This window comes from Cylindrospermum stagnale PCC 7417 (assembly GCF_000317535.1).
GTDB lineage: Bacteria > Cyanobacteriota > Cyanobacteriia > Cyanobacteriales > Nostocaceae > Cylindrospermum > Cylindrospermum stagnale.
Genome location: NC_019757.1, coordinates 3362268 through 3388674 on the forward strand (window position 1 = coordinate 3362268; position 26407 = coordinate 3388674).

Sequence of the window (26407 nt, forward strand, 5' to 3'; positions counted from 1 at the left end):
CCTATTTACCAATAGCAGTAAATGCAGCCCAATGATCAGGAGATTGAAATGGTTGATCTCCAGTAGCTGTATTTGACAACAAACGAAGGATCTTTGCTTGCCAGGTGCTATCTAATGATAGCTCATTTATCCATTCTTCTAATTCCTTTCTAGTCACATCCCGCAGCCAAATTTGCGCTTGATTAAGGGCAACTGCTACTGAGACATCTTCACCCTTAGTGAAAGCAGCTTGGAGATGCTGATAGAACTTAATCATTAAGAATGCGGTGGATAAATCGTTTACTCTCCACAAAGTACTCACGATACTGGGACTACCTGCATAAAGAAATCCGCTGGGAAGTCCGATATATTCATCACTGGTATTGCTAAAGTCAATCAAGCCTGTTTCACAAGCGGAAAGACAGACAAGACGACAGTTAGGTAATTTGATTTTGAAGATATCTTCTAGAGTCAGGCATTGTGTTAAATCAACTGTTGTCTCATTACTAACTCGCAGATAGCGCGATGATGTGGTATTTGCCAGAATGTGAGAAACTTCAGCATTGGCTAACTGTAAACCAGAATTTAGGGGTGATTTAAAATCAAAATATCCATGACAGGCAAAGTGCAGCCATTGAGCATTGTGGAAGTTATCTTTTGTGGGTGCTTCGGCTAAAGCTGCTTTGCTGGCTTGACTACTTTTGAGGATTTCATGGGGTTGAAATAGGGCGGCGATTGTCTCAACTTCGATATCTGTAAAAGTTAAATCATTTGTAGGATTTTGAATGGCGAATAGGTTGCTTAATTCTGCCTGGAACCCCACCCCAATTGTCCCTGCAATGGGGGAGGGTTCGAGGTTTTGGGCTTGGTTTTGAGCATGGCGCAAAAGTTGGCAACTGGGAGCATAACTCACGCCGTTAGGGAATTTATCAAATAGATATTTCTGTTGTGCTAGGGGTAAAGCATGGAGAGGTAACAGGTGCAAGCGACGATGGGGAATTAAAATCAGCTTTTGGCAACGGGGTGGAACTAGGGAGATAATTTGCTCAAGGTGGAGTATTTGCCCTAGTTCGGTAAGTTGATTATTTAGTTTTTCTACCCATTGGTCTTTGTTTTTGTCGTAAAGGTCGAGATAGATATCAATCCAATTTTTTAATTTTTCTAAGTCTTCAGTTGCTGATTGCCAAATTTCCGGCTTGTCATTAGTGCGGGTGATGATGAAAGCGCGGAAGCAATCATTGAAAATATAAAACTGGATAATTGCAGTTTCGTTATCTAGGAGATTTTGAATTTCGTTAAAAGTAATCGGAAGTGACCCAATACTTATTCTTGTTAGTTGTTCTCGTTGTTGACGTAGATTTTTTAGGGTTTTTAGGTTTATATCGTGTTTCTCAGAAGAACGCTCTTTTTTTATTAATTCTGACTTTTCTGTTTCAATGTCTAATTCAACTTTATGCCGGATATTTTCTAGTAAAGTTTGATTTTCACTAAACTCAATATATTCAATTGCTAAGGTATATTCATTTAATTTGAGACAAACCTCTATTATGGAGAAATAAATTTTATCCCATTTATCTCTAGAAAGAATTAACCCCGTATCGCTTACAACAGATTCTAAAGTGATATAAGCTGATATTAAATGACCTGATTCTTGGTAAAGAATAGCGAGGTCAACTGAAGTTTCAACATGATATTGTGGAAAATCAGCACGGGTGCGGACTTGGAGTGCAGCAGAGTAAGCAGCGATCGCCTTTTCTAAATTCTCAGCTTTATCTCCCCTGATTCTGTCTCTGTAACTATTCCCCAGATTATTTTGCGTCGTTGCCCAATTTTGGGGAAAGTCAGCGCGGGTGCGGACTTGGAGTGCAGCAGTGTAAGCAGTGATCGCCTGATCTAAATTCTCAGCTTTATCTCCCCTGATTCTGTCTCTGTAACTATTCCCCAGATTATTTTGCAGCGTTGCCCAATCTTGGGGAAAGTTAGCGCGGGTGAGAACTTGGAGTGCAGCAGTGTAAGCAGCGATCGCGTTTTCTAAATTCTCGGCTTTATCACCCCTGATTCTGTAAAGGTAAGCATTCCCCAGATTATTTTGCGTACCTGCCCAATCTTGGGGAAAGTCAGGGCGGGTGTAAACTTCGAGTGCAGCAGAGTAAGCAGCGATCGCCTGATCTAAATTCTCAGCTTTATCACCCCTGATTATTTGACTGTAAGCAGTCCCCAGATTACTTTGCGTCGTTGCCCAATTTTGGGGAAAGTCAGCACGGGTGAGGACTTGGAGTGCAGAAGAGTAAGCAGCGATCGCCATTTCTAAATTCTCAGCTTTATCACCCCTGATTCTGTATAAGTTAGCAGTCCCCAGATTATTTTGCAGCGTTGCCCAATTTTGGGGAAAGTCAGCGTGGGTGTAAATTTGGAGTGCAGCAGTGTAAGCAGCGATCGCCATTTCTAAATTCTCAGCTTTATCACCCCTGATTCTGTCAGAGTAAGCATTCCCCAGATTATTTTGCAGCGTTGCCCAATCTTGGGGAAAGTCAGCGCGGGTGTAAATTTGGAGTGCATCGATGTAAGCTGCGATCGCCTTTTCTAAATTCTCAGCTTTATCACCCCTAATTCTGTATAAGTAAGCATTCCCCAGATTATTTTGCGTCGCTGCCCAATCTTGGGGAAAGTCAGGGCGAGTGAAAACAGTTAAAGCTATTTCATAGCCACTTATGGCAATTTCCATATTGCTGGCTTTGTTACCCAAGGGAAACTGCTGAATCAGATTACTAAAATTAACAATCAGTCCAGCGATAGATGCTGCTGTCTCTGGTTCCGCTTCTGCTAGGGTATTTGTTGCCCAAAGACGTAATATTTCGGCAAAAATATCATTTAATTTATCGGTATTCGCTGCTAGCAATGGGTAGACTACTTGCGCGTCACCGTTGTTTTCTGCTGTTGCTTGCAGTACCTCCAGTAATAATTGCCCATAAGCCTGTAAATCTGGTGCTGTCGTCTCTAAATTCAACTCCCCACGGAGTTGAGTTGCCAAATTCCTCAACCAACCAGCGTTATTTTCATTCCCCTGCTGCGCGAAATACTCTGCTACTGCTTCCAGGGTTGGCAAAAAGCCTGCATCGAGTAAGTCTTGATGCGCTTGTAAAATCCCCGGTTCTTCCACATTAGGGCAACTTAGCAACTCTTTGATTAGCTGGTGATAAGCCTGTTGTCGCTGTTCGTTCATGGGTGGGGGCGGGTGTTAAGTAATACCTCTCTTAATTATGGAGAATAAACAGGTGTTTTGGGTTGTTGAGGCGGTTATTTCTAGTCCAGAGGCTTGATTTTCTTGCTCGTACAGCGGTTTTGGCTTGTATGCAATACACTTTGACCTCTCTCCAATCAGGCTACAGTGTACACACAAGTCTTCTAGAGTTGCCTCACACCGTTTTGATCCCCCCAACCCCCCTTAAAAAGGGGGGCAACAAACTCTTCAAGTCCCCCGAAAGGGGGATTTAGAGGGATCTACGGGGATTTTGGTTTTGCACAGAGATGTGTGTACACGGTAGCCTATGAGGAGAAAGCCTTTAATCTTACTCCCCTTCCCTCTCCTCTTAGGAGAGGGCTAGGGAGAGGTGGGAAGGGGTTGGGGGTTAGGTCTGTATTCGGGTCATCTCTCCAAACCTCTCTCCAATGAGGAGAAAGCCTTTAATCCTACTCCCCTTCCCTAGCAGCGAAGGGGTTGGGGGTTAGGTCTGTATTCGGGTAATGAGAACCGTCATACACCAAGTTCCGTGGTTTGAGGTTGGAGTTTCGTGGTTTGAGGTGGAAGTTTCGTGGTTTGAGGTGGAAGTTCCGTGGTTTGAGGTGGAAGTTCCGTGGTTTGAGGTGGAAGTTCCGTGGTTTGAGGTGGAAGTTTCGTGGTTTGAGGTGGAAGTTTCGTGGTTTGAGGTGGAAGTTTCGTGGTTTGAGGTGGAAGTTTCGTGGTTTGAGGTGGAAGTTTCGTGGTTTGAGGTTGGGGTTCCGTGGTTTGAACACCAAATTTTAATTCTTCGCTTCGTTGTCATTCCGCCTGGGAATCAATTCCCAGTCTTATAGCCGAAGTCATTCCGCCTGGGAATCAATTCCCAGTCTAATAGCTGAAGTCCGTTAAAACGGACTGAAATTTTTATTTAGGCAAATTCAATGGTTTTTGAGCCGGCTTTGGCAGGCTTTGTTCTGGTGGTTCCGCGATTTTAATCGTCTGGTGCAAGATGTGAGTTAAAACGGACTGAACGAAATTTGTATTCAGTCGTCTTTAGAGGATGTTTGAAAAGTTTTTGGTGATGTATTAAGCAGCAGCATATCCCCCTAAATCCCCCTTCCGGGGGACTTTAAGAAGTTTTACCCCCCTTTTTAAGGGGGGCAAGGGGGGATCTCGATCAATTTTGATCCTTTTCAAACAACCTCTCGGACGAGTTTTGTTATTGGTTCCTGAGAATTCATTCTTTGGCGGTTATTGGAACTATTTTAATACCTCGCTTCTTTGTCATTCCACTAGATATTTTTGCTAATCTGTAATAGTAAATTAAGTGACACAAAAAAATGCTTTTATTCAAACAGCGTCTATTAACATTCAACACAGGAATAAAATGTCTAATTTCTTTAGAGGGTTGTATAGTCAATCTGACAACATTCATTCCCCAGAGGGAAGTAGAAGATTTTGAAACTCATAAGTTGAATGACCAGGCTGAGGCTGAAAATCTTTACTTAGCAATTATTAGGAACTATGAATCTATTTGTTCTTCCTCTATAGAAGAAATTCCTATAACTCCTCCTATAACAGAAACCCTATTAACACAAAGAATATATCTAGAATTTTCTGACAGTAAATCTCACAAGTTTTACGAAGTCGTCGTTAAGGGTACAGAAGTAACCATTAACTATGGTCGAATTGGGGCACAAGGGCAATTTTCTACTAATACCTATTCTACTGTAGAAAAAGCACGGTTAGCAGCATCTAAAAAAGTTAATGAGAAACTGAAGAAAGGATATGTGCAAACAGTCAAGAATAAACGCAATCTCTTGGAGCATAAAGATTTAGATATATCTCAATTCATCCATCCAGCTTGGAAACCTATAGTCAGGGAAGGAGATGATTCGCTACTATCCTCTAAATTTGGGGGTCGTCCTTGGTTGGCTGAAAATGAATCTTGGCCAACTTGCCCTTGTTGTGGTGAGTCATCTATGCAACTCTTTTTTCAACTTAACTTGAGCGAATTACCAGAACCTGTAAAAAGCGAATATGGTACTGGATTAATCCAAATGTTTCATTGTCTTCCTGGTGACTGTGAAGGAATCCTGAAACCTGCTCAAGTCTACTATGGTAGAACTGCCTATCCCATACCGAATGTGCTGATTCGGATGATTTCAGCAACTTCAGAAGCGGCTATTCCACCTTTACCAATGATTTATGGGGAAAAATATGGAGTTAATTTTCCTGCTAAAACTATTATTGCTTGGCAAGAAGTGGCAGATTATCCGGAGTTGGAAGACCTTGTAGCCTTGGTTTATGGTTGGGATCAATTGGGAAATGAGACGCTAGAAGATGAGGTGATTGAGCGATTGGGTTTTGAGGATCTGGATGATTTTTGCGATTCCATCACACCTCTAGAAGGAGATAAACTAGGGGGTTATCCAGTATGGGTGCAGGGAATGGAATGTCCTGGCTGTCCCATTTGTCAGGAACCGATGCGTCAGGTTTTTCAACTGGCTTCTCAGGATAATCTACCTTATTCCTTTGGAGATCTGGGCACTGGACATGTTCTTCAGTGCAAGTCACACCAGCATGAGTTTGCCTTTGTTTGGGCTTGCGGCTAATAGACATAGGACTGAAAAAGAATGTAGAGACGTTCCATGGAACGTCTCTACAAGGGTTCCTATCCCGAATATTGGTAAAAGGCAGATTAGCCAACACAATCTCCACTATTGTGCTTTAATGGAACTCGATTTTCGTTGGTTCCCAAATCTTCCTTTCACACAAAGTTTTAATTGATGCCACTCTCACACACACACAAAATTATCAAAGCAAGCTGGTTTGTATCCGGCTTTTTAAGTGTTTTTCTCCTTGGTTCTACTGTCAAAGCCGCTACCGTCGCTAATTGGCATTTTGACAGCAATCGCAATCAGTTGAACTTTTCCACAGATGAAAATGTGCAACCTAAAGTCCAAGTACTTACCAACCCTAGCCGTTTGGTAATTGATTTGCCAGGTGTGAACCTCGGATATCCCCAAGCTAGTCGCAGAGTTGGGTTAGTAATTAAAGAAGTTGGCATCAGACAGTTTAACGCAGATACCACTCGCATCCAGATTACCTTAGCACCTGGTTACACCTTCGATGCTGCACAGGTGAAGCTGCAAAAGGATTCTTCTAACCGTTGGTTTTTGCAGTTACCTAAACCGCTGCAAGTAAGTACCAGTCCACAAATGAGGGTGTTTCAACCGAATATTTCCCCAGGAAGTAATGGAAAGTTGTTTGCTGGTGTGGTTCCTTTGCATTCACCAATGAAGGCGCTGGAACCGCAGATTAAGGCTTTGATGAGTCGGTACAGCTTTCTGCAAACGGGGATGTTCTTTTTGGATCTGGATAATGGGGATTATTTAGATATCGGTGGCGATCGCGTTTTTCCCGCCGCTAGCACCATCAAACTGCCGATTCTCCTCGCCTTTTTTCAATCTTTAGACGAGGGTAAAGTCAGCCTCGATAAACAGCTAACCATGCGCGGTGACTTGGTAGCCAGCGGTTCTGGGGTGATGCAATATGAACGAGTCGGTAAAAAATACACGGCTTTGGAAACCATCACCAAGATGAGTGTGATCAGCGACAATACCGCTACCAACATGATTATCGATTACCTGGGTGGCCCGGCGCGACTCAATCAGCGTTTTCGTAGTTGGGGAATGAAAGACACGGTAATTCGTCGTCTTTTAGGTGACTTCCGGGGAACTAATACCACCAGTCCCCAAGATTTGGCGCGGGCCTTGGCTTTGTTGGTGAATGATAAGCTAGTTTCTAGCCAAAGCAAAGAACAGGCTTTAGATATTCTGCGTCAGACGAAAACTCGCACACTGCTTCCCGCCGGTTTGGGGAAAGGTGCGGTTATCGCCCACAAAACTGGCGATATCGGCTTTCTGATTGGTAATGCTGGTTTTATTACTACGCCTAATGGTAAGCATTATCTAGCAGCTATTTTCGTCAAACGTCCTTATAAAGATGTCAGAGGTAGAGACTTTATTCGCCAAGTTTCCCAGCTAGTTTACGATTACCTGAGTCAGCCGGTTCCGGTGGCCTCAGTTGATTCACCTAATACGTAATTTATCCCGTAGGGCGGGCATCTTGCCTGCCCTGAAATTGCCCTTATACGGAATATTTGATTTTTTAGACCAATTTGATTTTACCTGCCGCCACCGTCGCTTTTTGCCGCGCTTCTTCTACATCTGCGCCTTTTGCTAAAGCTACTCCCATGCGGCGATAGGGATGAGCATTCGGTTTACCAAACAGCTTAATATCTACATCTTTTTCTGACAAAGCATCTGCGACTCCTGTAAAAGTAACTGCATCGGATTTTTCTGAAGCTAAAATTACGGCGCTGGCTGATGCACCCAACAGTTCTATATGGGGAATGGGTAAGCCTAAAATAGCTCGCAGGTGTAGTTCAAATTCGTTGAGATTTTGGGAAATTAACGTTACCATGCCTGTATCGTGGGGTCTGGGAGAGAGTTCTGAGAAAATCACTTCGTCTTCGGTGATGAAAAACTCTACTCCAAAAATTCCCGCTCCTCCCAAAGCATCGGTGACTTTTTGCGCGATCGCTTGGGCATCTAATATTTTAGCTTCTGCAATGGCTGCTGGTTGCCAAGATTCTTGATAATCTCCCCTTTCTTGGCGGTGTCCAATGGGGGGACAGAAGATTGTTGGTGCATCCCACTGTTTAATGGTGAGTAAGGTGATCTCGATGTCAAAGTTAATGAATTCTTCAACGATCACTTTTTGGCTGTCTCCTCGCGAATTAGCGATCGCATAAATCCACGCTTTCTCAACCTCACTCTGACTCTGCACCACAGATTGACCTTTACCAGAAGATGACATCACCGGTTTCACAACATTGGGAAACCCGATTTTATCAGAAGCTGTAATCAACTCTTCTAGAGTAACTGCATAACCATATTTAGCCGTTCTAATCCCTAATTCTTGACTTGCCAATTCTCTAATTCTATCACGGTTCATTGTGTAGTTAGTCGCCGCCGCCGTGGGAATAACTGTAATTCCTCGCTGTTCAAACTCCAGCAGCTTCTCAGTTCTAATCGCTTCAATTTCCGGAATAATAAAATCAGGTTGATGCTTGCTAACCACAGCTTCTAAATCATCAGCACTAAGCATAGAAATAACTTCATAACAGTCAGCTACCTGCATAGCCGGAGCATTAGCATATCGGTCAACCGCTATCACATAATTCCCCAAGCGTTGAGCCGCAATTACAAATTCTTTGCCCAGTTCTCCTGAACCCAGCAGCATTAATTTTTGGGGCAGCTTAAGCGAATTTCTCATAATCTTATTCATAGCAACCTTAATCCAACAATCTTAATTTACAGCACTTCACAAATGAATAAAGTACACATCTTAAATATTATAAATCCTGTGGGGTGGGACGAAAAGCCCGCCCTTCTCTACCTTACTCAGATAAAATATGCTGTATTTTAAATATCATCATCTGAATAGTTAAACCTAGCCCCCCGTAGTTGTAAATCTTTACGTTGCAGTTGTGTCAAACCAATCCCTGTACCTAACTGACATCCATCTACTAAAGCATCTAACCAAATAGTCTGATTTAGTGTTGCACCGCTTAAATCGGCATTTTTCAAATTGGCTTTGGTAAAATTTACAAATAGAAGGTCAGCATCGACTAAACTGCTATCTTGCAGATTCGCTCCCGATAAATTCCCCCGTATCAAGTTTACCCCATCTAAAATTAAGCCAGATAAATCTGCCCCGATCAGATGCGGAAATTTTAGCTGCTTTGGATATTGGAAAAACCGCATTACACAAATTATATTTGCTTCATTGAGGTGGATTTTGGTTAAAAAATCATAACGACCTATGCCCAATTGCTGAAGAGCTTCTAAGCGATGTTGGGGACTATTTTCTAAAAATTGGATAGCAGTATCGCGCAGGTTTTGAGTTGGGAAATTAGGCATAATTATTAAATAATTTGCACACTTTTGTCTTGAAAAATTTTAACCGCCAATGTCCGCAGATAATTATCTAGAAATCATCGGCATGTCTGGGCGGTTGTAATTGTGCATTGTGATTGATTTAGAGCAACAACAATTTCAATGCCCACAAAGACATTTAAGTCAGTCGTGGCATTCTTGTTAGATGAAAAGCTTGGTAAGCTAAAAATCATCTAATTTGCATAATAAAATTAACTAAAACTCTTGTGGGGTGGGCATCTTGCCCGCCCGATGAATGCAAATTAAATTAGGAACAGCTTAGTTAAGTTGATCACTTGCAATCAAAACTCCTCTTCTTCTTCATAAAACCAAACTTCAGCCAAAAGTGATAAGCCAATCAGCCAGATAAAGACCAAAACTGAAAACCAAATCATTCCCATCATGGCTAATAACTCCTTGATTTCAGCAAAGAGACACCTTTAAATTTATCAATATTTCAATACAGCGAGAGATACTTGCAACAAAGTGTAAAGTAATAACTTATTTCTCTACATGGCGTAGAAAGCACAACGGGGAACCCCCGCAAGCGACTGATACCATTTCTCTTAAACCTTGATATATGTGATTTATCTTAGCCCCCCTGGACAAGGGGGGTTGGGGGGATCTCATTTGTTTCAACCTTATGGGGAATTAGTATGACTCACCACTCCGTTTCATAAAGACAATTAAAAGCCTGGTTACTATAACAGCAACCAGGCTAATATTTAGCCTACACTAGCGCAATTATTAGCTCATGACAACTAATTAAGCTGTAGGTTGTTCTAAATTAATCTTGACAACCTTGTGCTTTTCTTTTTCAAGTTTGGGCAGAGTTAAGTTTAAAACTCCATCCTTGTATTCTGCTGTAACTTTAGTATTCTGAATTTGAGCAGGCAAAGGAATCAAGCGTTGGAATTTACCATAGTGAAATTCACTCTTGGTAAAACTTTTTTCATTAGTTTTTCTTTCTTGCTTACGCTCACCGCTGACATAAACGGCTTTTTCTGTGACTTGCACATCCAGGTCTTTAGATTCAATTCCCGGTAGTTCTATTCTTAAATGAATCGCCTCTTCAGTTTCTTGCAACTCAGCCGCAGGAACCCTGACAACATCTCTTTCAACCAATCCAGATGAAACTTTAGTATCTTCAAACAAGCGGTCAATTTGACGTTGTAAAGTGTTAAATTCTTGCCAAGGGTTGTAACTAACTAACATATTGGTTTTGTCCTTCTGTGAATAGTATGTTTTGCCAACCAATTGCCGGAATTGAATCCTTGCTTTGTTCTTATATTATTGGATAGCTAAATTCATGTAAATTCGGCTTTTATTACCTAGTTAGTGATGATTGCCGAACCAGAAGAATAGGTGTGGAGAACTAGAATTTTATTGGTTCGGTAAACCCGATAATCTCTGACTTGACTACGGAAACTTGGCAAGAGCTATTTCTTGTTTCATCGGCTTTTGAGCTTTTTTAAACTGGATAGTTATTTCCGCGACGCTGCACTAGCATCTACCTTGTTGTTTCCCAAACCTGGATAACTTGACTAAAATCCTTGACGCATCTGTTCAGCGTGTAATATAGTATATTACAGCAAGCAGAGTAAAATTAGACCTTTTGCTCATCATTTACCACTTGTCCTGCTTCAGGCTTGAGAATTTTCATCCCAGCAACGAGTAAATATGTAAATTTATGTAATACAGCAGCGGCTGAGTCAGAATGTTCTGACTGGTTGTCTTCTTCAAATTTAGCCCCTGGTATGTCTTAAGAGTTCAGAATCGACAAACACAGTTTTCACTGTGTAATAACTTACCAGCAGAGTTCCTCACCAATAATGAACGCTTTACCCTGGCAACTTGTACGCAAGTAGTTTATAGTTACAATCAAACTTTTTCACAAGCTTCTGCCTCAGAACTGAATCAAGCAAACTATTGCTGCACAACCGAAAATATGGAATTTGATTATTTTAGAAATAATGAAGGCAATCCCGCGAATAATAACCGTCAAAGCTTACTGGCAAGCGGTTGGCGTCCGTTTCACCGCGACTTTGATTGGGGCTTTTTCTGGCAAATTCTGTCTCATGATACCCAGGAATTAGGCCAAAAAAGTATTAACCTAGCAAGTTATTATGCTGATGCTTTAGGCAGAAAAGATTATTCTTGGTTTGCAAATATATTAAATGTAGCTTCAGATTATACCCGTGGTGAGTTTCAAAAGTTTTGGAATTACATTACACCAGAACCTTTGATGCCAGATCAACGCTACAAAGACGTTTTGAGTACAGAAACGCCTATCTTGCAATTTGTCAGCCGCAGCAGCATTCCTATAGATTACGTGCTGAATAGACTGCAAGAAATTACTGTCTTGCGAGTCTTAAATTTGTTGGAACGTCCTGATATTATTACCCAATATTACTCAGAAAGAGATTTCTATTTTCCTGTAGAAAAATTTGTTAACTGGGAACGTCTAGAAGTTCTTAATACTGTTTATGCTTACTGGATAAAGTACGATCTTTGGCTGCAAATTGATCCCTATGATCGCGGACGGCGGCAATATACCTTACTGTCACAAAATCTCGCGCCATTAATTAACAAAGCGACTTATGACTTAGCAGTAATGCTGAGTGGATATCAAAGTCGTGTTGGCAAGGTTCACAGTCAGTTTCCGATTCGCACATTTCCGGCAGATATCCAAAACTTTACTGACTCGGTACAGCAGGCAATTCTCAACCAAAATCAATTGGCGGTTGTGGTACATGGAGAACCAGGAACAGGTAAAACAGCATGGACACAAGCAGTCGCAAAAGAAATTTTGGTAGCTTTAGGATATGTAATTTTTATTCTCGATCATGATGCGATTGAAAATTTTGTTCCACCGACTTATTTAGAGCGGATTTGTATTGTCATCAATGAAGCTGATAATTTAGCTCAAAATCGGGCTTCGGAAGTAGCACAATACAATAACAAAACTGAACACATTCTGGCTTTGTTAGATGGGACTTTGTACCAAAGCGTAATTGATGAATCGGGCATTCAGATGAAGCAGCGTTTAGTGATATTGATGACTTGCAATACTACTGAAAGATTAGATCCAGCCATGTTACGTAAGGGTCGGGTGGATTTAATGTATGAGTTTACCCAGCGCTATGTCTAAACGATAGAGGTTAATTACAGGGGATGTGATGAAATTGATATTTTGCTCAGACCCATTGCAAATACGAGCGCCTGATTTATTATATCAGGATGAAGTCAGTGCGATAAAAAGCTTAGGACTTGAGTACGAGTTAATTAATTACGAGGCTTTAGTTGATGATCATCCTTTAAAAGCTGTAAGTCGGATAAAGTCGCTCAATAGCTGCACGTTAGGAATATATCGAGGCTGGATGTTGCCACCTAGAAGTTATCAGCAGCTATTTGAAGCCCTTGTTGATCAGGGAATTCATTTAATCAATGATCCTGATGCTTACAAGCATTGTCACTATTTTCCTGAATCATATTCAGTTATTGAATCTTGTACTCCCAAATCTGTTTGGACTAAAACAATAGGAGATATTGCAACTCAGGAATTAATGGAACTTTTGCATCTATTTAATTCTCAACCTATTGTAGTCAAAGATTTTGTCAAGTCTCGCAAACACGAATGGCAAGAAGCTTGTTATATTCCATCTGCATCTGATATAAGTTCAGTTGAACGTGTAGTTCGCAGATTTATAGAACTACAAGGAAATCAGCTAAGTGAAGGACTAGTATTTAGGGAGTTCATTGAATTTGAACGACTGACGCAACATTCAAAAAGCGGGATGCCCTTAACAAAAGAATTTCGTATTTTCTTCCTTGATGGCGAACCAATATATACAGTTGAATATTGGGAAGAAGGTAACTATCAAGGAATTACACCGCCCATTGACCAATTTCGCCAAATTGCCAAATCTGTGCAAAGCCGTTTTTTTACAATGGATGTGGCAAAAAAACTTGATGGTGAATGGATGATTATCGAACTTGGGGACGGACAAGTAGCAGGACTACCTGAAAAGGCTGATGTTTTGAGTTTTTATCAGATGTTAATTAATCACCTAGCTAAATAGAGATTAATTATAGTGGAATAAATGCCTAGATATAATAGAATATGCGAAAGCTGAAGTCTTGTGGTGTAATTGTCATGCAAACACATCCACAAATGAGTTTCTTGCTGTTGTGCTATCCTGACCGCTACGATTTACCAAAAGGTCATATAGAAGCTGGTGAGGATGATTTGGCTTGTGCCTTACGGGAATTAAATGAAGAGACAGGAATTCATGCTGATGATATAGATATAGAGCCAGGTTTTCGCTTTACTGATATTTATCAAACTAGATACAAGCGATTTCCTGGTGAAAAAATTGAAAAAACATTAGTTATATTTTTAGGATTCCTCAAGCAAGAAGTGAAGGTGAAATTAAACGGTCACAGTGACTATTTATGGGTGGAATGGAATCCGCCCCATAACATTCAGGAAAGAACTATTAACCCATTACTAAAAGAACTGCAACGATATTTTACTAGATAGGCGATTGGCATGATTTCTCTTTCGGTTGAGAATAAATAGCATAATCTTTTATCTTAGTAAAACTGCCGTCAATGCCACAACCGAATTCCGTTACTATAACTGATGTGCAAGCAGCACAAGAGCGTCTTTTGGGGATTGCTCACTGCACACCAGTGCTGACTTCCACAATTGTTAATGAACGCACCAATAGCTTGGTGTTTTTTAAGTGCGAAAATTTTCAGCGCACGGGGTCATTTAAGTTTAGAGGTGCTTACAATGCTTTGGCACAGTTATCAGCAGCACAGAAGCAAAAAGGCGTTCTCACCTATTCATCGGGGAATCATGCTCAAGCGATCGCACTTGCGGGACAATTGCTGAATATTCCTGCCACTATCGTTATGCCTGATGATGCCCCCGCAGTCAAGCAAACCGCTACTCGCAGCTATGGTGCTGAGGTGATTCTCTATAATCGACAGGAAACCAACCGGGAAGAGTTAGCCCAAAATCTGGCAAGCGATCGCAATTTAACACTCATCCCTCCTTACGATCATCCCCATGTGGTAGCAGGACAGGGTACAGCTGCTTTAGAGTTAATTGCTGAAGTTGGTCAACTAGATTTACTGTTGGTTTGTTGTGGCGGTGGTGGTTTAATATCTGGATGTGCGATCGCGACAAAAGCACTTTTACCCAATTGTCAGGTAATTGGCGTTGAACCAGAACTAGCCGACGATGCCACCCGCTCTTTCCACAGCAAAACTCTGCAAACAGTCACCAATCCTGATACTATTGCCGACGGTGCCCGTACTCCCAGTCTAGGGAAAATCACTTTTCCCCTAGTGCTGCATTACGTTGACGATATGGTGACGGTATCTGAAGCAGACATTCTTCGCACTATGTTTTTTTTGTGGGAACGCCTGAAAATTGTTGTTGAACCCACCGGCGTCTTAGCCGCAGCAGCTTTACTAGAAGGTGTAGTCACCGCACCACAGGCGAAAATTGGTGTGCTCATCAGCGGTGGCAATGTGGATTTATCACAAGTTGGTAAACTTTACACGCAAATTTAATACTTCAAAAATATTTAGCTAATGGGTAATAGGTAGTAGTACACGCGGACTGTTATTTACCCATTACTAATTAGTTATCACGAAAATTTCTGTAAGTCATAGAATAATTAACCTATGAACAAGGCATCCAACTGGTCTACCTTTAGGGTGATTTTATCATCAACGCAGTTTTCAGCAACTTCAGTCTACAGGTTGATTCAATCATTAGCTTCTTCAAAGTAAAGTACAGATAGAAAAAATCTGCGAACCTTCAATGAAGAGTAAAAAAGTCAATCGCCAAATTTCAATCGGAATAATTAATGGGTAATTTACTCATACTCTATTCCTAATTAAATAGACGCGAAAAGACAAAGATATTTTCATCACAAGATTCGTTGCTAAAGAACCTGAGAATGGAAGCTTAAACATCATCTAATTGGTAAGCTTGACCAATTAGGAAGGTTAATTTGCTTACTCCATTAGCAGTTCGTCCCAAGTTGTTAACGCTGTTATCGAGGACTTGACATGAAATTTATCAGTTTCACTTTATCGATGTTGCATCCAGTGCGGTTTCTAGTTGTGGCTTTTACCTGTAGTTTAATATTTTTATCCACTGCTTTTCCCGCTTCGGCAATCAGCAGTTATCAAAGCGATCCAACTGAAGGCCCTACACAATTACTGGAAACTCAACGCAGAACTGATGAAGTAGCAAAATCACCACCCCTTTCACTGAAAGAGGTACAAAAGAACTCGAATGAGGGTCTTAACGAAGTTCAGGGAGACGCTGACATTGATAAAATGAAACGTCCTGAAAATTCACAAAGTGCAACCACAGTGAGAGAGGAAGTAGAAAATTTTCTAGAAAAAGTCACTGGTGACAAGAAGTAAGCAGTATTAATACTTTAATAATGGGTAATATCTTGTCCAGAATTACCCATTATTAATTGTTGTATTTATTTCATAATGGCGAGTATTTTAAACACGGTGATTTACCTCATTCCGAGATTAAATCTCTTGTTTAGCAAAATAAAAATAATATATATCAGCAGTTATTTAAAAAACAAATTTGCTGTTGTAGAAGCTTTAATAAATAGGAATATTGCTCTGCGGCAAGTATCAAAATAACAATAAATATTCTCCTAAATCTCTCTCTATTCATCACAATTAATATTACTATTGATTCAGCTAACTGTTCAATTAAATTTAAAATTCCCGTATTAAATATTCACCAAGACATAAGCATAAGTATCATCATGTTCATCAATATAATCTTTATTATCTTTCCTTGGGTTGATGTGGATGATACCAATAATCTGGGAACTTATAAGTAAGTGCGTTTAGGGATAAAAAACAATGACTAGAGTAAATATTGGTCTGACAGAAGAACAACGTCAAGGTGTGATTAATCTGTTGAATCAAGATTTATCAGATGCCTATGTACTGTTAGTAAAAACCAAAAAATACCATTGGGATGTTGTCGGTCCACAGTTCCGCACTCTGCACGAGCTTTGGGAAGAACACTACGAAAAATTGACTGAAAACATTGATGCATTGGCAGAGCGAACTCGCGCTTTAGGTGGTTTCCCTGTTGGCACAATGGAGGGATTTCTGAATATTGCTACCCTCAAGGAACATGCTGGTGAAATCCCTACAGCTACAGGGATGGTGGCTCGACTGGTGGAAGACCACGAGCAAGTTGTTCGCAATTTAAGGGAGCATGTGGATCAGTGTAGTGAGGAGTTCCATGATCAAGGGACTGCTGACTTTTTGACTGGACTAATGGAAGAACATGAAGAAATAGCTTGGATGCTGCGCTCGTTTATTGAAGGACAGGCACTGGAACCTGATCAAAAACGGCCGACAGAAGAAGCTAAAACCCCCGTAGGTGTGTAGTTCAAAATAATGCCTGAGTTGAGGATGGCAGTATGTGAAAAGCATTCTATCTGCATCTGCCTCTTTCTCCACCGCCAAGACAAGATACAAGGAGTATGCAAGTGCCAGAAGTCTATAAAGCTGAACGTACCATATCAGCGGTATTTAAAGATCAGAAGCAAATTGATGATGTAATTCGGCGTTTACTAGACAGGGGTGTGCCTAGAGATCATATCTCGGTGATGGGCAGAAATTTCCAGTCGGAAACTCGAATTGCAGGCTTCATTACCAAGAGGGATGTAATTCTGGGAGGTTTGAGAACAGGGGCGATTTTTGGTTCCTTGTTTGGTTCATTCCTCAGTTTGCTGTCTGGTGTAGGCGTATTGTTCATTCCCTTTGTCGGACCAATTGTGGCAGCGGGCCCGATTGGTGCTGTGTTGCTGGGGGCAGCTAGTGGTGCGATCGCAGGTAGTGCAGGTGCTGGTTTAGTATCAGTTCTGACTACTTTGGGGATGCCAGAAGATAAAGCCGCTATCTACCAAACGCGCTTACAAGCTGGTGAGTTCTTATTGTTGGCAGAAATACCGAGCGATCGCACTGGTGAATTTCAACTGCTACTCGAAAGTGCTGGTGCTGAAGAAATTCACACAACTGAGAACACATTAGCTCGTCCTTGTACTGGGCCATGCAACAGCCCAGCGGATTTGTCTCCTGAAGTTCGCGCTCACCTTTCTGAAGAAGCTCAACGCACATTCATTGAGCGCTATAACAAAGTACTCAATGAGACTAGCGACGAGTTTACCGCTGAACAATCCGCCTGGGATGCAGTTCGCCAACAATTTGATGAAGATGAGAACGGTGTTTGGTCAAAAGCTAAGGTGAGTGTTTAAGCAACGACAGATCAATAATTGGTATATTTCCAGCGTCGTTGGTTAACAGTCATGGGTAAAGGGATAAAACTCATTACCCATTACAGCTAACTCATTGCATCACTCTTAGAGGATGTTTGAAAAGTTGTTTGTGATAAATATAACACTCGTAGATCCCCCTAAATCCACGCCAGTCGCTCATGGGGAGCCACTGCGTTGGGCGGCTCCGCCGACTTGTTCGCGCAGCGTCTCCCCTTGGGAGAAGCATGTGGCGTGGAGACAAGACAGTTCTGCGCGCTGGCTCCCCTTTCCAAGGGGGACTTTAAGAGTTTATTGCCCCCCTTGGAAAGGGGGGTTGGGGGGATCTCGATCAATTTTGATACTTTTCAAACATCCTCTTAACTTAGCCTAACCTGACTGCTTAATAAATATCTAAAGTAATTAGAGACAATATAAGCAGAAAAAATCAGGTTAAACCAAAGTTAGCAAAAGGCAAGGTCTTTTCTAAAAGTTGATGCATCTACCAAGTTTACGAGAGATTTTAATTAGAGGATTTAATACTTATTACTCCACTACCTTTTAGGCAGTGGAGTATTTATTTGGGCTAAAGATGGGAAAAGGTTAGTTTCTAATAATTTTGCTCTAACCATGGTTTTTTTTGTATCGGCTCAATAAGTTGTACGCCCAGTAAATAAGCCCCAGAGAAAAATCGCAATAATTGCACCAATGATGGCAACAATTATTCCAGGAATACTGAGAGTTGCAGCTGCGAATTGTAGTCTTCCCGTTTCTAAGAGAGTAACTATAATTCCCCCGATGATTGCACCGATAATACCTAAAATCATGGTTGACAAAATTCCGCCGCCCTGACGACCAGGGTAAATAGCTTTAGCGATAGCTCCAGCGATCAGACCCAGAATTATCCAAGCAATAAGATTCAGCATAATTTAACCTATCAAAAATCATATTAACTAGATTAGTGATTTTAGTTGATTTGTCCTTCTACCCTAAGTGATAGTTAATCAACAAATCATAAAATTACGTGCCCAATTTGACTTTTGACTCCTCCGCAGACGATATGTGAGCGCTGAAATTTAGGCTTTTAGTAGTGCTGCTTTCGCTAAAGCGCCACTAAGAACATTAATGCTACAAATTTATTAATAGCTAAATTTAGGCAGAAAAACTTACTTTATGCTGGCATAGGTTACTATTCGATGGTGTTGGAATTCTCATTAAATTTTGCTGAAAACTCAACTTTTTTGTAAATACTCAGGCGGCACATGATCCACTAACCAAACATCATTATCAGAACAGTAAAATACATAACCAGCCTGATGCATTGCCCCAGTAAACACAGTAAAAACAATGGGTTGTCCATGCCTGGCACCTACAGTTTTTGCTGTAGCAATATCCCGTGACAAATGGACATGATGCCGCGACATTTTGTCAAGTCCCGTTTGGAGAATTGACTCTACAGATTTACGTCCTGTACCATGATAAAGTATATCTGGAGGCACAGCAGGTTCTAACTGTAAATCAATCTCTACACTGTGTCCTTGATTAGCTCGAATTAGAGTACCTGTAGAGTCAAAAGAAAAGCGTTGTTTATCGTTGAACTCAACTACTATCTGTAATTCCTGACGCGTGACCGGAAACTTGTTTTTAGCACAAGCAGTAAGTAGTTCATCAACATCAACCCAACCACCAGGAGCAAGTTTGATTCCAATTGCATCCGGTGCGTGTCGCAGATATTTACTTAGATATTTGCTGACTTTAACTATGCGAGAATTAGTCATTTTGTTTTGGGTGTTTTGGTGGACAATACCCAGCCGACAAAAACTTATTTGTACATTGTCATAATTTGCCTCGTTATCAGACCTAAGGCAATTGCAATCACCACAATTAGTGTCACTTTACCACCAGGAACCAGTGGTTGATTTATCCCATTGGTGAGTTCTTGTGCTTGACGTTGCTTCCAACTCATCAATGCTGGAATAATCCCACCTAAAATAGAGATACTTAAAGTTCCCGTGTAATCTAGAGCAGTAAAAAAGATGCTGGGATTGAGCGTTCCCAGACTCATTGGTGGGAACAAAATCAGTGAATAGAGGGGTAGACGAGAAAGTCCACCTTGTGTAAGTAGGGAGATATCTTTGAAGAAATCTAGTAACCCATAAACAAATCCAATGAAGGATGTAGCGATCGCAAATTCTGAGAAAATTGAGACTAACACGCCTAACAATTCTCCTGCACCACCCGTTCGCAGAACTTGCAAAGGGTCAAAAACAGTTGCACCAACTGATGCCAGCTTTAGCATATCGGGACTAACGCTTCCCAAAATCACAGCATTCCATGCCAAGAACATAATTAAGGGAATCAGGGAACCAATGACGATAGACTGACGAATCTTGTGAACATCTCCTTCCAGTTGAGTCACAACCACCGGCACAACATTTTGGTAGAACAACGCTACACACATCACAGAAACGGCACTACCCAAAGCAGTCCAGTCTTGAAATAAGATTTGGGCGCTCTTAACTTGCCCTCCTCCCAGTAACAATAGTCCTAAGAAGGAAACAATGACAATGGCAACAAAGGCGCTGTTTAACTTTTGAATAAACCTTTCTCGCCCAAGATACATAATGCCGCCAAACAACAGCGTGAAAGTCGTTGTTCCCACCCATGTAGGTAAAACGTTCTCCATACCCAAGATTTTAGCGATCGCAGATATTAGAATATCTCCACCTTGGGTGATGTATGCCACTAACAAGGCATAGTGCATAAATAGATATGCACCACCGGCAATTCTTGCTCCCAGCTTACCCAGCGTCTTCTCAACAACTACCAACAAACCTACACTCGGACGTCCTTCCAGACGCATCGCGTTCAAAGTCACTTCTGCAATCAACAAACCTGAAACTAAAGCGTAAAGCCAAACAGCAATCAGCAGGGCGGTAGATGGCAGCACACCAGACGGTAGAGTCACCGCAGGTAAGGCAAGAATACCAGCCCCAACAGTGGTTCCCGCAATCAGTGCCGTACTCCCTAATACACTGCCTGGTTGATGATTTAGCTGGTTTCCATCAAATTCCAGGTGAGAAAATAAGCGAGTTACTTCGTTTTGATCTGATTTGAGAACAGTCTTCATAGATGTTGGTGCCAAAACACGTGCCCAAAGTGAGGACACAATATTAACTTATATAACTAAGTATAACAAACTTCCTCGATTTACTGAATTTTTCAGCTACAAGCTAGTTCTAGCGGCAAATTACGCTATGATAGATGCCACTTTCTCATCTCGAAAATTAGTGGCGATCGCTCCCGTTTTTAGTAGATAGTGGGTGATAGAGGAGTCGAACCTCTCTAGTGCGGATTAAAAGTCCACTGCATAGCCGCTTTGCTAACCACCCATTAATTAAACAGTAAATACACTGGGAAGGTACTGCCCCTTCTACAACACAGTTATCGGCTGTGTGCGTCGCTATCCCGCCTCCAGTGCATAAAAGGAAGATGGAGGAATCGAACCCCTACAGTTGCCTATACCCTGGTTTTCAAGACCAGTTGCCGTCCATTCAGCGGCATCTTCCATTCAGGGGTGTCTGACGGGACTTGAACCCGCTATAACTGGTTCCACAAACCAGCGCCGCGACCACTTTGGCCTCAAACACCACAGTCACTATGGTTCGGTTAACGTTTGAATCTATCGAAGCTCCCCCCAAGACCGCGCTGGCTCCCCTTAAACAGGGGGGCTTTTAAGGCTCCTTTACCCCCTTTTTAAGGGGTCGCCGCAGGCGGGGGGATCTTATCCGAACCGTATTGACACCACAGTGGAATCAATGGGAATTGAACCCATAACCTCCTGCTTGCAAGGCAGGCGCTCTAGCCATTTGAGCTATGACCCCATATTTGGTGGATACTGATCGGACTTGAACCGATATCTTTCTAACTGCCAGTTAGATGCTTTGCCAATTAAGCTACAGACCCATAAGCGAGAGTGGTAGGATTCAAACCTACAACCATCGAGGTAGAAACTCGAGGCTCTATTCATTGAGCTACACTCCCATATTTGGTAGTCCTTACAGGATTTGTTCGCTCTTCCCCTTGAGCTACAGGACTAAACAAGCGAATGACGAGATTTGAACTCGTACCAAGAGGTTGGAAGCCTCACATGCTGCCGTTACACTACACTCGCATTTTGAAGCTGGTGACAGAAGTTGAATCTGCAACCTACTGATTACAAATCAGTTGCTCTGCCAATTGAGCTACACCAGCAATAATTTTGGTGACGGGGGCAGGAGTTGCACCTGCCGATGTAAGGCTTATGAGACCTTCAAGCCACTCTTGCTTCATCCCCGCATATCACCAAATACCCCTGACTGGACTTGAACCAGTAACCTCTTCGTTCTAAGCGAAGCGCCTCGTGCCAATTGGGCTACAGGGGCAAAGTCGGAGTGACAGGGATCGAACCTGTGACATCCTGCTCCCAAAGCAGGCGCGCTGCCATCTGCGCTACACCCCGTTGATACTCCTGGTGGGAGTCGAACCCACACATAAACCGTGTTTAAGACGGCCGCCTCATGCCAATTGGGCTACAGGAGCAAGTTTTGGTACTCCTGGTGAGACTCGAACTCACAACCTACTGATTTTGAATCAGTCGCCTCGTACCAATTGGGCTACAGGAGCATATATAAATTGAAATTGGCTGCCCTGCCTGGGTTTGAACCAGGAATCTTCCCGTTCAAAGCGGGAGATGTTGCCAATTACACCACAGAGCAATAAATGGATGCCGGAGTTGGGGTTGAACCAACCTCTCTATCGTTCAGAGCGACAGCGACTTACCTAATCGTCCATCCGGCAATAAATGGCTGCCTCAGTAGGATTTGAACCTACAACCGCGCAGTTAACAGCTGCTTGCTCTACCAATTGAGCTATGAGGCAATGAAGTCCCCCAGGTCAGAATTGAACTGACGACCTCCTGTTCTTCAAACAGGCGCTAACTACCAACTGAGCTACCGGGGGATAAAACGGAGAGGACAGGATTTGAACCTGCGACGGATGTTAAAACCCGTTTCCTCTTAGCAGGAGGACGCTTTGAGCCACTCAGCCACCTCTCCACAGTGGGTTGGGTAGGAATTGAACCTACAACCAATAAAGGACACTTTTACAGAGTGCTGCCTACACCATTAGGCGAGCCAACCCAGAACCATAGCCCCAACGGGAATCGAACCCGTGTTAACCAATCGAAAGCTGGTTGTCCTTGACCGCTAGACGATGGGGCCAAATAACGCAGGGACTAGGATTTGTAGACGCGGAGCGGCTTCCCGTAGGGTATCTAAAACTAACGGTTTTGGAGACCGTGATGTTGCCGTTACACTATCCCTGCATTTGGTGGCAGCGGTGGGATTTGCACCCACATCACCCAGGTTATGAGCCTGGTGCTTTGCATTAAGCTACGCTGCGTTATCACCAAGGCTGAGGTGGGATTTGAACCCACGAACAATTAGTTTTGCAGACTAATGCCTTCGACCACTTGGCTACTCAGCCATTTGGTAGTCCTGACGAGATTTGCACTCGCAATCTTCAGCTTGAGAGGCTAACCGGATTTTAGATTTTGGGTTTTAGATTAAAAGAATATCCAAAATCCAAAATTGATTGACGGCTTTACTCTTTGCCGACAGGACTATCACGGGAGTAACGAGAATTGTTCGCGTAGCGTGCCGTAGGCATACTCGCAACCTTTCGCTCGACAGGCGATTGCTCTAACCAATTGAGCTATACCCCCATGTTTGATATCTGTGCCTAAAGTTTTAGGGATTTGGGCACAGATGTTTGGTGAATTTGCCCATTTCTTATTCAGTTTTCAAGGTTCGGAAGATTTACTTTTAACTTTGAGAAATCATTTAGAAAAACAACCGACGATCAAGGTAATAAACTTGTCGTGTATTACGGATGTACTCTGTGGTTTTTATCTTGGCAAACTTAGAACTTTTCTTGTTCATTGCCTCTACTTCAGATGGTTTGGAAGTGTGAGGGGTTTTAGTGGGTGGGGAATTTGGTTGATGCCAACGTTTTTCCTTTCTTACCGTGTAGAACATGACTTTTGACTCTTGAGAAGCTTTGTTTTCCGCTTCATACATATATACTACATAAATACTACAAAAGTGTCAAGGGGTTTGAGAGAAAAAAAATCAAATTATCGGAAATTGTCTAAAACTGCTTCTGTACTTAGCTTTTAACCTGATAATCTCTCGCAAAAGTCAAACTACAGCTTATGATTATGTGAGTCTTTGGAAACCTGATTTGACAGACAACCACCTTCAGCGACAAAAGATTCTTGGTGTTGTCGCGATCGCCTTTTTTGTAACCGCTTGTAGTATTGCCCCAGGCTCGCCCTTAAAAAAACAGCCTAAAAGCGAACTCAATTCGGTATCTATTCCCGAAAATCCGGCAACAAACCAAGTTAACCCTCAATCACAGCCAGTAGCCAAAGTAGAAAACCTCGCTTTTAGCGTCCCAGGTAAATTTCAGGGAAAAACCGTTTATCAAGTACAACCCAGCAATAGCGATAAAGTGATCGCCCTGACTATTGATGATGGACCTTGGCCGAAAACAACCTTAGAAATGTTGGATATACTCAAACAAAATGACGTTAAGGCGACATTTTTTTGGGTAGGGAGTGCCTTAGAAGCACATCCAGAAATTGCTAAACGAGTTGTAGCTGAGGGTCATGCCATTGGCAACCATACTTGGCATCATTGGTATCGAAAGATGGATGAAGCCACAGCGAAGAGTGAAATTGAGCGCACGGCTCAACTGATCTACAAAACTACAGGCGTAAAAACATCTTTGTTTCGTCCTCCTGGCGGCTTTTTAAACAACGGATTAGCCGCTTATGCCAAAAGCCAGAAACAATCTGTAGTTATGTGGTCTTTGACTTCAGCCGATACAGATCCGCATGCGAAACCACAGGCATTTGTGAATAATGTCCTCAAAGGCGCAAAACCAGGTGCTATTGTGTTAATGCACGATGGCGGTGGCGATCGCTATAGAACGGTAAAAGCATTGCCAGAAATGATCAGTGGACTCAAACAGCAAGGCTATCGATTTGTCACAGTTCCCCAACTACTATCCATGGAAAACTAATGGGTAGGCTGCACACCTAACCCAATAGTCCGATTATTCACTCATTACAGAAGCACTGCTTTCTTGCGCCTCCCGCCAAAGTTTGTGCAGAAAGAACTCGGTGCGATCGCTCAAAGTAGTGACGAACACACCCACAGCACCCTCATTCGTCTCTGATAACCAAGAACCTTGCAGAGTGACTTCCATATATTCAGCATCGCAGGTGGACAGTGCCATGATTTCACTGTCATCTCGCTTCACCCCAACCTTAAGTGTTTCTACTCCTGGTAAATCAACAGGAAGCAAAAAGGAAGCAGTGCTGGGTTCAATGCAGACACTTTGCCCGACTCGCAGTGCCAAAATCACTCGCTGTGCCACCCATTCTTCCAGCGAATGAGTGAGACACTCTAAATAAAAGCTCCCTTCGGTGTAAGTTAATTTCAGCATTCCTTATGCTCTCCTGTTACTCCAGGTTTGCTTGCACATCATTCCAAAACTGTGTGGCGCTTTCGCGCACGGCAAAAGAAATCGCCGGGTGAAGTGGAGCTTTCGGTTTGGTACTTAGTTGCATACCAGCTTCAGCGGGAGTGCGATCGCCTTTACGGGAGTTACATCTTTCACAAGCCGTGACTACGTTATCCCAGGTGTGCGGGCCGCCTTTAGATCGCGGCTGCACATGATCTAGTGTTAACCGTTTGTTGCTACCGCAATATTGGCAACTGTGATGGTCTCGCCGCAACACTTCCCGCCGATTGACAGGGGGAACTTTCCACATCCGCTCGGTAGAAGCGATTTTCAAGCGGATGTGTTTTGGCACAAAAACTACCAAGCTGGGTGAGTGAACTTGCCAACCGCTTTCTGCTGGCAAATCCAGCGCTTCTGCCTTATCTGTTACTAACAGCACAATCGCCCGCTTGATATTGACCCGACACAGTGGCAAGTAATTTTGCGAAAACACCACCACAGATTGCTTTAACACTTGCATTGCGCTCGTCACAGCTTCACTCCTTATAAAGAAACCCCCGCTTCTTATTTAGTAGAAGCGGGGGTTAGAAATAGACCGAAAGTTCTCTGGTCTTATATTGGTACAGTGTTTCTTTTCCTGTACCCCCCGCTTCTTTTGTCTAGTTGTGGTTTGGCATTCAGCCCATTAATGCTGATATATCTAAAATCATAATGACTCTCTGTGTTCTGCCTGTGATCTCGTCCGCCGCTACCTATAAATAAATACTCCACTCCCATAGCCGCTGATTCCCAACTGAATTGGCAGTTGGTTGCAGACAAAGAAGTAGAGATGGGGTAAGCGGATTTCACAGAAAATTTCACCTATTGAATATTCCTTTAAACATACTACACTTGTATTACTATCCTGTCTATACCTTTAAGGAGAAAAAATCATGCATACAATTACTCGCACCCCAACTACCGATATGGAAGTCACCAGCATTCGCTTGGAACGGGAACTCAAAGATAAACTCAAAGAAATAGCCGGCAATCAGGGATATCAAGCGCTCATTCGCGATATCCTCTGGAATTATGTCCAGCAAAAATCAGGCGAGTGGAAACCTCGATTTTCGCGTTCCGATATTCGAGCGAGTATCGCAGCTACAGCCCAGCAAGAGGAACGCTGTGTACTAACAGGACAACTAATTCAACCACAGCAACCGATGTTATTAGGATTGACGAGGAATGGCGATATGGTGCCCCTAAGTGTCGAGAGTTTAGCTCTGTAGTTTTATATTCTAAAGCCCCCGTGTTTCCATCGCGGGGGTCAG

General features: G+C 42.5%; 22 protein-coding genes and 22 tRNA genes. 12 read left to right on the forward strand and 32 right to left on the reverse strand.

The window, feature by feature from the left end:
• Window position 1 precedes the first annotated feature (1 nt).
• A complete protein-coding gene (locus tag CYLST_RS13695) occupies window positions 2-3202 on the reverse strand; it encodes a CHAT domain-containing protein (RefSeq protein ID WP_015208327.1) in 3201 nt (1066 codons plus the stop codon).
• 521 nt (window positions 3203-3723) lie between these two features.
• On the opposite strand from CYLST_RS13695, the gene CYLST_RS13700 reads away from it, so the two are divergent.
• The 3 genes from CYLST_RS13700 to CYLST_RS13710 all read left to right on the forward strand — a co-directional run bounded on the left by CYLST_RS13700 (window position 3724) and on the right by CYLST_RS13710 (window position 7308).
• Window positions 3724-4053 carry a hypothetical protein gene (locus CYLST_RS13700; protein WP_015208328.1) on the forward strand — a complete coding sequence of 110 codons (330 nt, stop codon included), beginning with the start codon at window positions 3724-3726 and terminating at the stop codon, window positions 4051-4053.
• Window positions 4054-4539: 486 nt separating this feature from the next.
• Window positions 4540-5814 carry a WGR domain-containing protein gene (locus CYLST_RS13705; RefSeq protein WP_015208329.1) on the forward strand — a complete coding sequence of 425 codons (1275 nt, stop codon included), beginning with the start codon at window positions 4540-4542 and terminating at the stop codon, window positions 5812-5814.
• 174 nt (window positions 5815-5988) lie between these two features.
• The gene (locus CYLST_RS13710) at window positions 5989-7308 is read left to right on the forward strand and encodes a hydrolase (RefSeq protein WP_015208330.1); all 1320 of its coding nucleotides are present in this window, start codon (window positions 5989-5991) and stop codon (window positions 7306-7308) included.
• A gap of 64 nt (window positions 7309-7372) precedes the next feature.
• On the opposite strand, the gene purT is transcribed toward CYLST_RS13710, so the two are convergent.
• The 3 genes from purT to CYLST_RS13725 all read right to left on the reverse strand — a co-directional run bounded on the left by purT (window position 7373) and on the right by CYLST_RS13725 (window position 10419).
• On the reverse strand, window positions 7373-8542 hold the full coding sequence (gene purT, locus CYLST_RS13715; RefSeq protein ID WP_041233099.1) for a formate-dependent phosphoribosylglycinamide formyltransferase: 1170 nt from the start codon (window positions 8540-8542) through the stop codon (window positions 7373-7375).
• Window positions 8543-8691: 149 nt separating this feature from the next.
• Window positions 8692-9189, reverse strand: a complete 498-nt coding sequence (locus CYLST_RS13720; protein WP_015208332.1) for a pentapeptide repeat-containing protein — start codon at window positions 9187-9189, stop codon at window positions 8692-8694.
• 780 nt (window positions 9190-9969) lie between these two features.
• Complete coding sequence (locus CYLST_RS13725) at window positions 9970-10419, reverse strand: Hsp20/alpha crystallin family protein (protein ID WP_015208334.1); 450 nt, start codon at window positions 10417-10419, stop codon at window positions 9970-9972.
• Window positions 10420-11152: 733 nt separating this feature from the next.
• Here CYLST_RS13725 and CYLST_RS13730 point away from each other — a divergent pair.
• The 7 genes from CYLST_RS13730 to CYLST_RS13760 all read left to right on the forward strand — a co-directional run bounded on the left by CYLST_RS13730 (window position 11153) and on the right by CYLST_RS13760 (window position 17531).
• Window positions 11153-12355 (forward strand): AAA family ATPase, encoded by a 1203-nt coding sequence (locus CYLST_RS13730; RefSeq protein WP_015208335.1) that lies wholly within the window; start codon window positions 11153-11155, stop codon window positions 12353-12355.
• A gap of 28 nt (window positions 12356-12383) precedes the next feature.
• Window positions 12384-13286, forward strand: coding sequence for an ATP-grasp domain-containing protein (locus CYLST_RS13735; RefSeq protein WP_015208336.1), 903 nt, complete (start codon window positions 12384-12386; stop codon window positions 13284-13286).
• Window positions 13287-13327: 41 nt separating this feature from the next.
• Window positions 13328-13747, forward strand: a complete 420-nt coding sequence (locus CYLST_RS13740) for a bis(5'-nucleosyl)-tetraphosphatase (RefSeq protein ID WP_015208337.1) — start codon at window positions 13328-13330, stop codon at window positions 13745-13747.
• Between the two features lie 71 nt (window positions 13748-13818).
• Window positions 13819-14790 (forward strand): threo-3-hydroxy-L-aspartate ammonia-lyase, encoded by a 972-nt coding sequence (locus CYLST_RS13745; protein ID WP_015208338.1) that lies wholly within the window; start codon window positions 13819-13821, stop codon window positions 14788-14790.
• 504 nt (window positions 14791-15294) lie between these two features.
• Window positions 15295-15657, forward strand: coding sequence for a hypothetical protein (locus CYLST_RS13750; RefSeq protein WP_015208339.1), 363 nt, complete (start codon window positions 15295-15297; stop codon window positions 15655-15657).
• Window positions 15658-16122: 465 nt separating this feature from the next.
• On the forward strand, window positions 16123-16662 hold the full coding sequence (locus CYLST_RS13755; RefSeq protein ID WP_015208340.1) for a Dps family protein: 540 nt from the start codon (window positions 16123-16125) through the stop codon (window positions 16660-16662).
• A gap of 101 nt (window positions 16663-16763) precedes the next feature.
• The gene (locus tag CYLST_RS13760) at window positions 16764-17531 is read left to right on the forward strand and encodes a ChaB family protein (RefSeq protein ID WP_015208341.1); all 768 of its coding nucleotides are present in this window, start codon (window positions 16764-16766) and stop codon (window positions 17529-17531) included.
• A gap of 647 nt (window positions 17532-18178) precedes the next feature.
• Here CYLST_RS13760 and CYLST_RS13765 read toward each other — a convergent pair.
• The 26 genes from CYLST_RS13765 to CYLST_RS33385 form a co-directional block, all read right to left on the reverse strand.
• On the reverse strand, window positions 18179-18451 hold the full coding sequence (locus CYLST_RS13765; protein WP_041233649.1) for a GlsB/YeaQ/YmgE family stress response membrane protein: 273 nt from the start codon (window positions 18449-18451) through the stop codon (window positions 18179-18181).
• A gap of 309 nt (window positions 18452-18760) precedes the next feature.
• Window positions 18761-19306 (reverse strand): RNA 2'-phosphotransferase, encoded by a 546-nt coding sequence (locus CYLST_RS13770; RefSeq protein ID WP_015208343.1) that lies wholly within the window; start codon window positions 19304-19306, stop codon window positions 18761-18763.
• A 44-nt stretch (window positions 19307-19350) separates the two neighbouring features.
• On the reverse strand, window positions 19351-20658 hold the full coding sequence (locus CYLST_RS13775) for an amino acid permease (protein ID WP_015208344.1): 1308 nt from the start codon (window positions 20656-20658) through the stop codon (window positions 19351-19353).
• A gap of 190 nt (window positions 20659-20848) precedes the next feature.
• Window positions 20849-20920 (reverse strand) — tRNA-Lys (locus CYLST_RS13780).
• A gap of 94 nt (window positions 20921-21014) precedes the next feature.
• Window positions 21015-21097, reverse strand: a tRNA-OTHER gene (locus tag CYLST_RS34505).
• A gap of 7 nt (window positions 21098-21104) precedes the next feature.
• Window positions 21105-21178 (reverse strand) — tRNA-His (locus CYLST_RS34510).
• Between the two features lie 160 nt (window positions 21179-21338).
• Window positions 21339-21412: transfer RNA gene (locus tag CYLST_RS13785), tRNA-Ala, on the reverse strand.
• A gap of 5 nt (window positions 21413-21417) precedes the next feature.
• Window positions 21418-21494 (reverse strand) — tRNA-Ala (locus tag CYLST_RS13790).
• 5 nt (window positions 21495-21499) lie between these two features.
• Window positions 21500-21572, reverse strand: a tRNA-Arg gene (locus CYLST_RS13795).
• Window positions 21573-21631: 59 nt separating this feature from the next.
• A tRNA-Gly gene (locus tag CYLST_RS13800) sits at window positions 21632-21702 on the reverse strand.
• Window positions 21703-21709: 7 nt separating this feature from the next.
• A tRNA-Thr gene (locus CYLST_RS13805) sits at window positions 21710-21782 on the reverse strand.
• 95 nt (window positions 21783-21877) lie between these two features.
• A tRNA-Leu gene (locus tag CYLST_RS13810) sits at window positions 21878-21952 on the reverse strand.
• Between the two features lie 4 nt (window positions 21953-21956).
• Window positions 21957-22029: transfer RNA gene (locus CYLST_RS13815), tRNA-Pro, on the reverse strand.
• A gap of 4 nt (window positions 22030-22033) precedes the next feature.
• Window positions 22034-22109, reverse strand: a tRNA-Leu gene (locus CYLST_RS13820).
• A gap of 6 nt (window positions 22110-22115) precedes the next feature.
• Window positions 22116-22193 (reverse strand) — tRNA-Leu (locus CYLST_RS13825).
• Window positions 22194-22209: 16 nt separating this feature from the next.
• A tRNA-Gln gene (locus CYLST_RS13830) sits at window positions 22210-22285 on the reverse strand.
• 5 nt (window positions 22286-22290) lie between these two features.
• A tRNA-Gln gene (locus CYLST_RS34515) sits at window positions 22291-22367 on the reverse strand.
• Window positions 22368-22372: 5 nt separating this feature from the next.
• Window positions 22373-22448: transfer RNA gene (locus CYLST_RS13835), tRNA-Asn, on the reverse strand.
• Window positions 22449-22454: 6 nt separating this feature from the next.
• Window positions 22455-22529 (reverse strand) — tRNA-Phe (locus CYLST_RS13840).
• 6 nt (window positions 22530-22535) lie between these two features.
• Window positions 22536-22624, reverse strand: a tRNA-Ser gene (locus CYLST_RS13845).
• A 4-nt stretch (window positions 22625-22628) separates the two neighbouring features.
• Window positions 22629-22709 (reverse strand) — tRNA-Tyr (locus CYLST_RS34520).
• 7 nt (window positions 22710-22716) lie between these two features.
• A tRNA-Glu gene (locus CYLST_RS13850) sits at window positions 22717-22789 on the reverse strand.
• A gap of 107 nt (window positions 22790-22896) precedes the next feature.
• Window positions 22897-22970, reverse strand: a tRNA-Met gene (locus CYLST_RS13855).
• Window positions 22971-22979: 9 nt separating this feature from the next.
• Window positions 22980-23054: transfer RNA gene (locus CYLST_RS13860), tRNA-Cys, on the reverse strand.
• A 142-nt stretch (window positions 23055-23196) separates the two neighbouring features.
• Window positions 23197-23292: transfer RNA gene (locus CYLST_RS13865), tRNA-Asp, on the reverse strand.
• Window positions 23293-23410: 118 nt separating this feature from the next.
• The gene (locus CYLST_RS33385; RefSeq protein WP_015208345.1) at window positions 23411-23647 is read right to left on the reverse strand and encodes a hypothetical protein; all 237 of its coding nucleotides are present in this window, start codon (window positions 23645-23647) and stop codon (window positions 23411-23413) included.
• Between the two features lie 142 nt (window positions 23648-23789).
• Here CYLST_RS33385 and CYLST_RS13870 point away from each other — a divergent pair, with 142 nt between their 5' ends.
• Complete coding sequence (locus CYLST_RS13870; RefSeq protein WP_015208346.1) at window positions 23790-24653, forward strand: polysaccharide deacetylase family protein; 864 nt, start codon at window positions 23790-23792, stop codon at window positions 24651-24653.
• 33 nt (window positions 24654-24686) lie between these two features.
• On the opposite strand, the gene CYLST_RS13875 is transcribed toward CYLST_RS13870, so the two are convergent.
• Window positions 24687-25079, reverse strand: coding sequence for an alr0857 family protein (locus tag CYLST_RS13875; RefSeq protein ID WP_015208347.1), 393 nt, complete (start codon window positions 25077-25079; stop codon window positions 24687-24689).
• A gap of 16 nt (window positions 25080-25095) precedes the next feature.
• On the reverse strand, window positions 25096-25629 hold the full coding sequence (locus CYLST_RS13880; RefSeq protein WP_015208348.1) for an HNH endonuclease: 534 nt from the start codon (window positions 25627-25629) through the stop codon (window positions 25096-25098).
• Window positions 25630-26029: 400 nt separating this feature from the next.
• Here CYLST_RS13880 and CYLST_RS13885 point away from each other — a divergent pair, with 400 nt between their 5' ends.
• Window positions 26030-26365 (forward strand): ribbon-helix-helix domain-containing protein, encoded by a 336-nt coding sequence (locus tag CYLST_RS13885; RefSeq protein ID WP_015208350.1) that lies wholly within the window; start codon window positions 26030-26032, stop codon window positions 26363-26365.
• Window positions 26366-26407 lie beyond the last annotated feature (42 nt).

Coding starts and splice junctions, on each gene's coding strand:
- CYLST_RS13695 (WP_015208327.1), bottom strand. CDS start 3,202: ATGAACGAACAGCGACAACAGGCTTATCACCAGCTAATCAAAGAGTTG.
- CYLST_RS13700 (WP_015208328.1), top strand. CDS start 3,724: ATGAGAACCGTCATACACCAAGTTCCGTGGTTTGAGGTTGGAGTTTCG.
- CYLST_RS13705 (WP_015208329.1), top strand. CDS start 4,540: ATGCTTTTATTCAAACAGCGTCTATTAACATTCAACACAGGAATAAAA.
- CYLST_RS13710 (WP_015208330.1), top strand. CDS start 5,989: ATGCCACTCTCACACACACACAAAATTATCAAAGCAAGCTGGTTTGTA.
- purT (WP_041233099.1), bottom strand. CDS start 8,542: ATGAGAAATTCGCTTAAGCTGCCCCAAAAATTAATGCTGCTGGGTTCA.
- CYLST_RS13720 (WP_015208332.1), bottom strand. CDS start 9,189: ATGCCTAATTTCCCAACTCAAAACCTGCGCGATACTGCTATCCAATTT.
- CYLST_RS13725 (WP_015208334.1), bottom strand. CDS start 10,419: ATGTTAGTTAGTTACAACCCTTGGCAAGAATTTAACACTTTACAACGT.
- CYLST_RS13730 (WP_015208335.1), top strand. CDS start 11,153: ATGGAATTTGATTATTTTAGAAATAATGAAGGCAATCCCGCGAATAAT.
- CYLST_RS13735 (WP_015208336.1), top strand. CDS start 12,384: ATGAAATTGATATTTTGCTCAGACCCATTGCAAATACGAGCGCCTGAT.
- CYLST_RS13740 (WP_015208337.1), top strand. CDS start 13,328: ATGCGAAAGCTGAAGTCTTGTGGTGTAATTGTCATGCAAACACATCCA.
- CYLST_RS13745 (WP_015208338.1), top strand. CDS start 13,819: ATGCCACAACCGAATTCCGTTACTATAACTGATGTGCAAGCAGCACAA.
- CYLST_RS13750 (WP_015208339.1), top strand. CDS start 15,295: ATGAAATTTATCAGTTTCACTTTATCGATGTTGCATCCAGTGCGGTTT.
- CYLST_RS13755 (WP_015208340.1), top strand. CDS start 16,123: ATGACTAGAGTAAATATTGGTCTGACAGAAGAACAACGTCAAGGTGTG.
- CYLST_RS13770 (WP_015208343.1), bottom strand. CDS start 19,306: ATGACTAATTCTCGCATAGTTAAAGTCAGCAAATATCTAAGTAAATAT.
- CYLST_RS13775 (WP_015208344.1), bottom strand. CDS start 20,658: ATGAAGACTGTTCTCAAATCAGATCAAAACGAAGTAACTCGCTTATTT.
- CYLST_RS33385 (WP_015208345.1), bottom strand. CDS start 23,647: ATGTATGAAGCGGAAAACAAAGCTTCTCAAGAGTCAAAAGTCATGTTC.
- CYLST_RS13875 (WP_015208347.1), bottom strand. CDS start 25,079: ATGCTGAAATTAACTTACACCGAAGGGAGCTTTTATTTAGAGTGTCTC.
- CYLST_RS13885 (WP_015208350.1), top strand. CDS start 26,030: ATGCATACAATTACTCGCACCCCAACTACCGATATGGAAGTCACCAGC.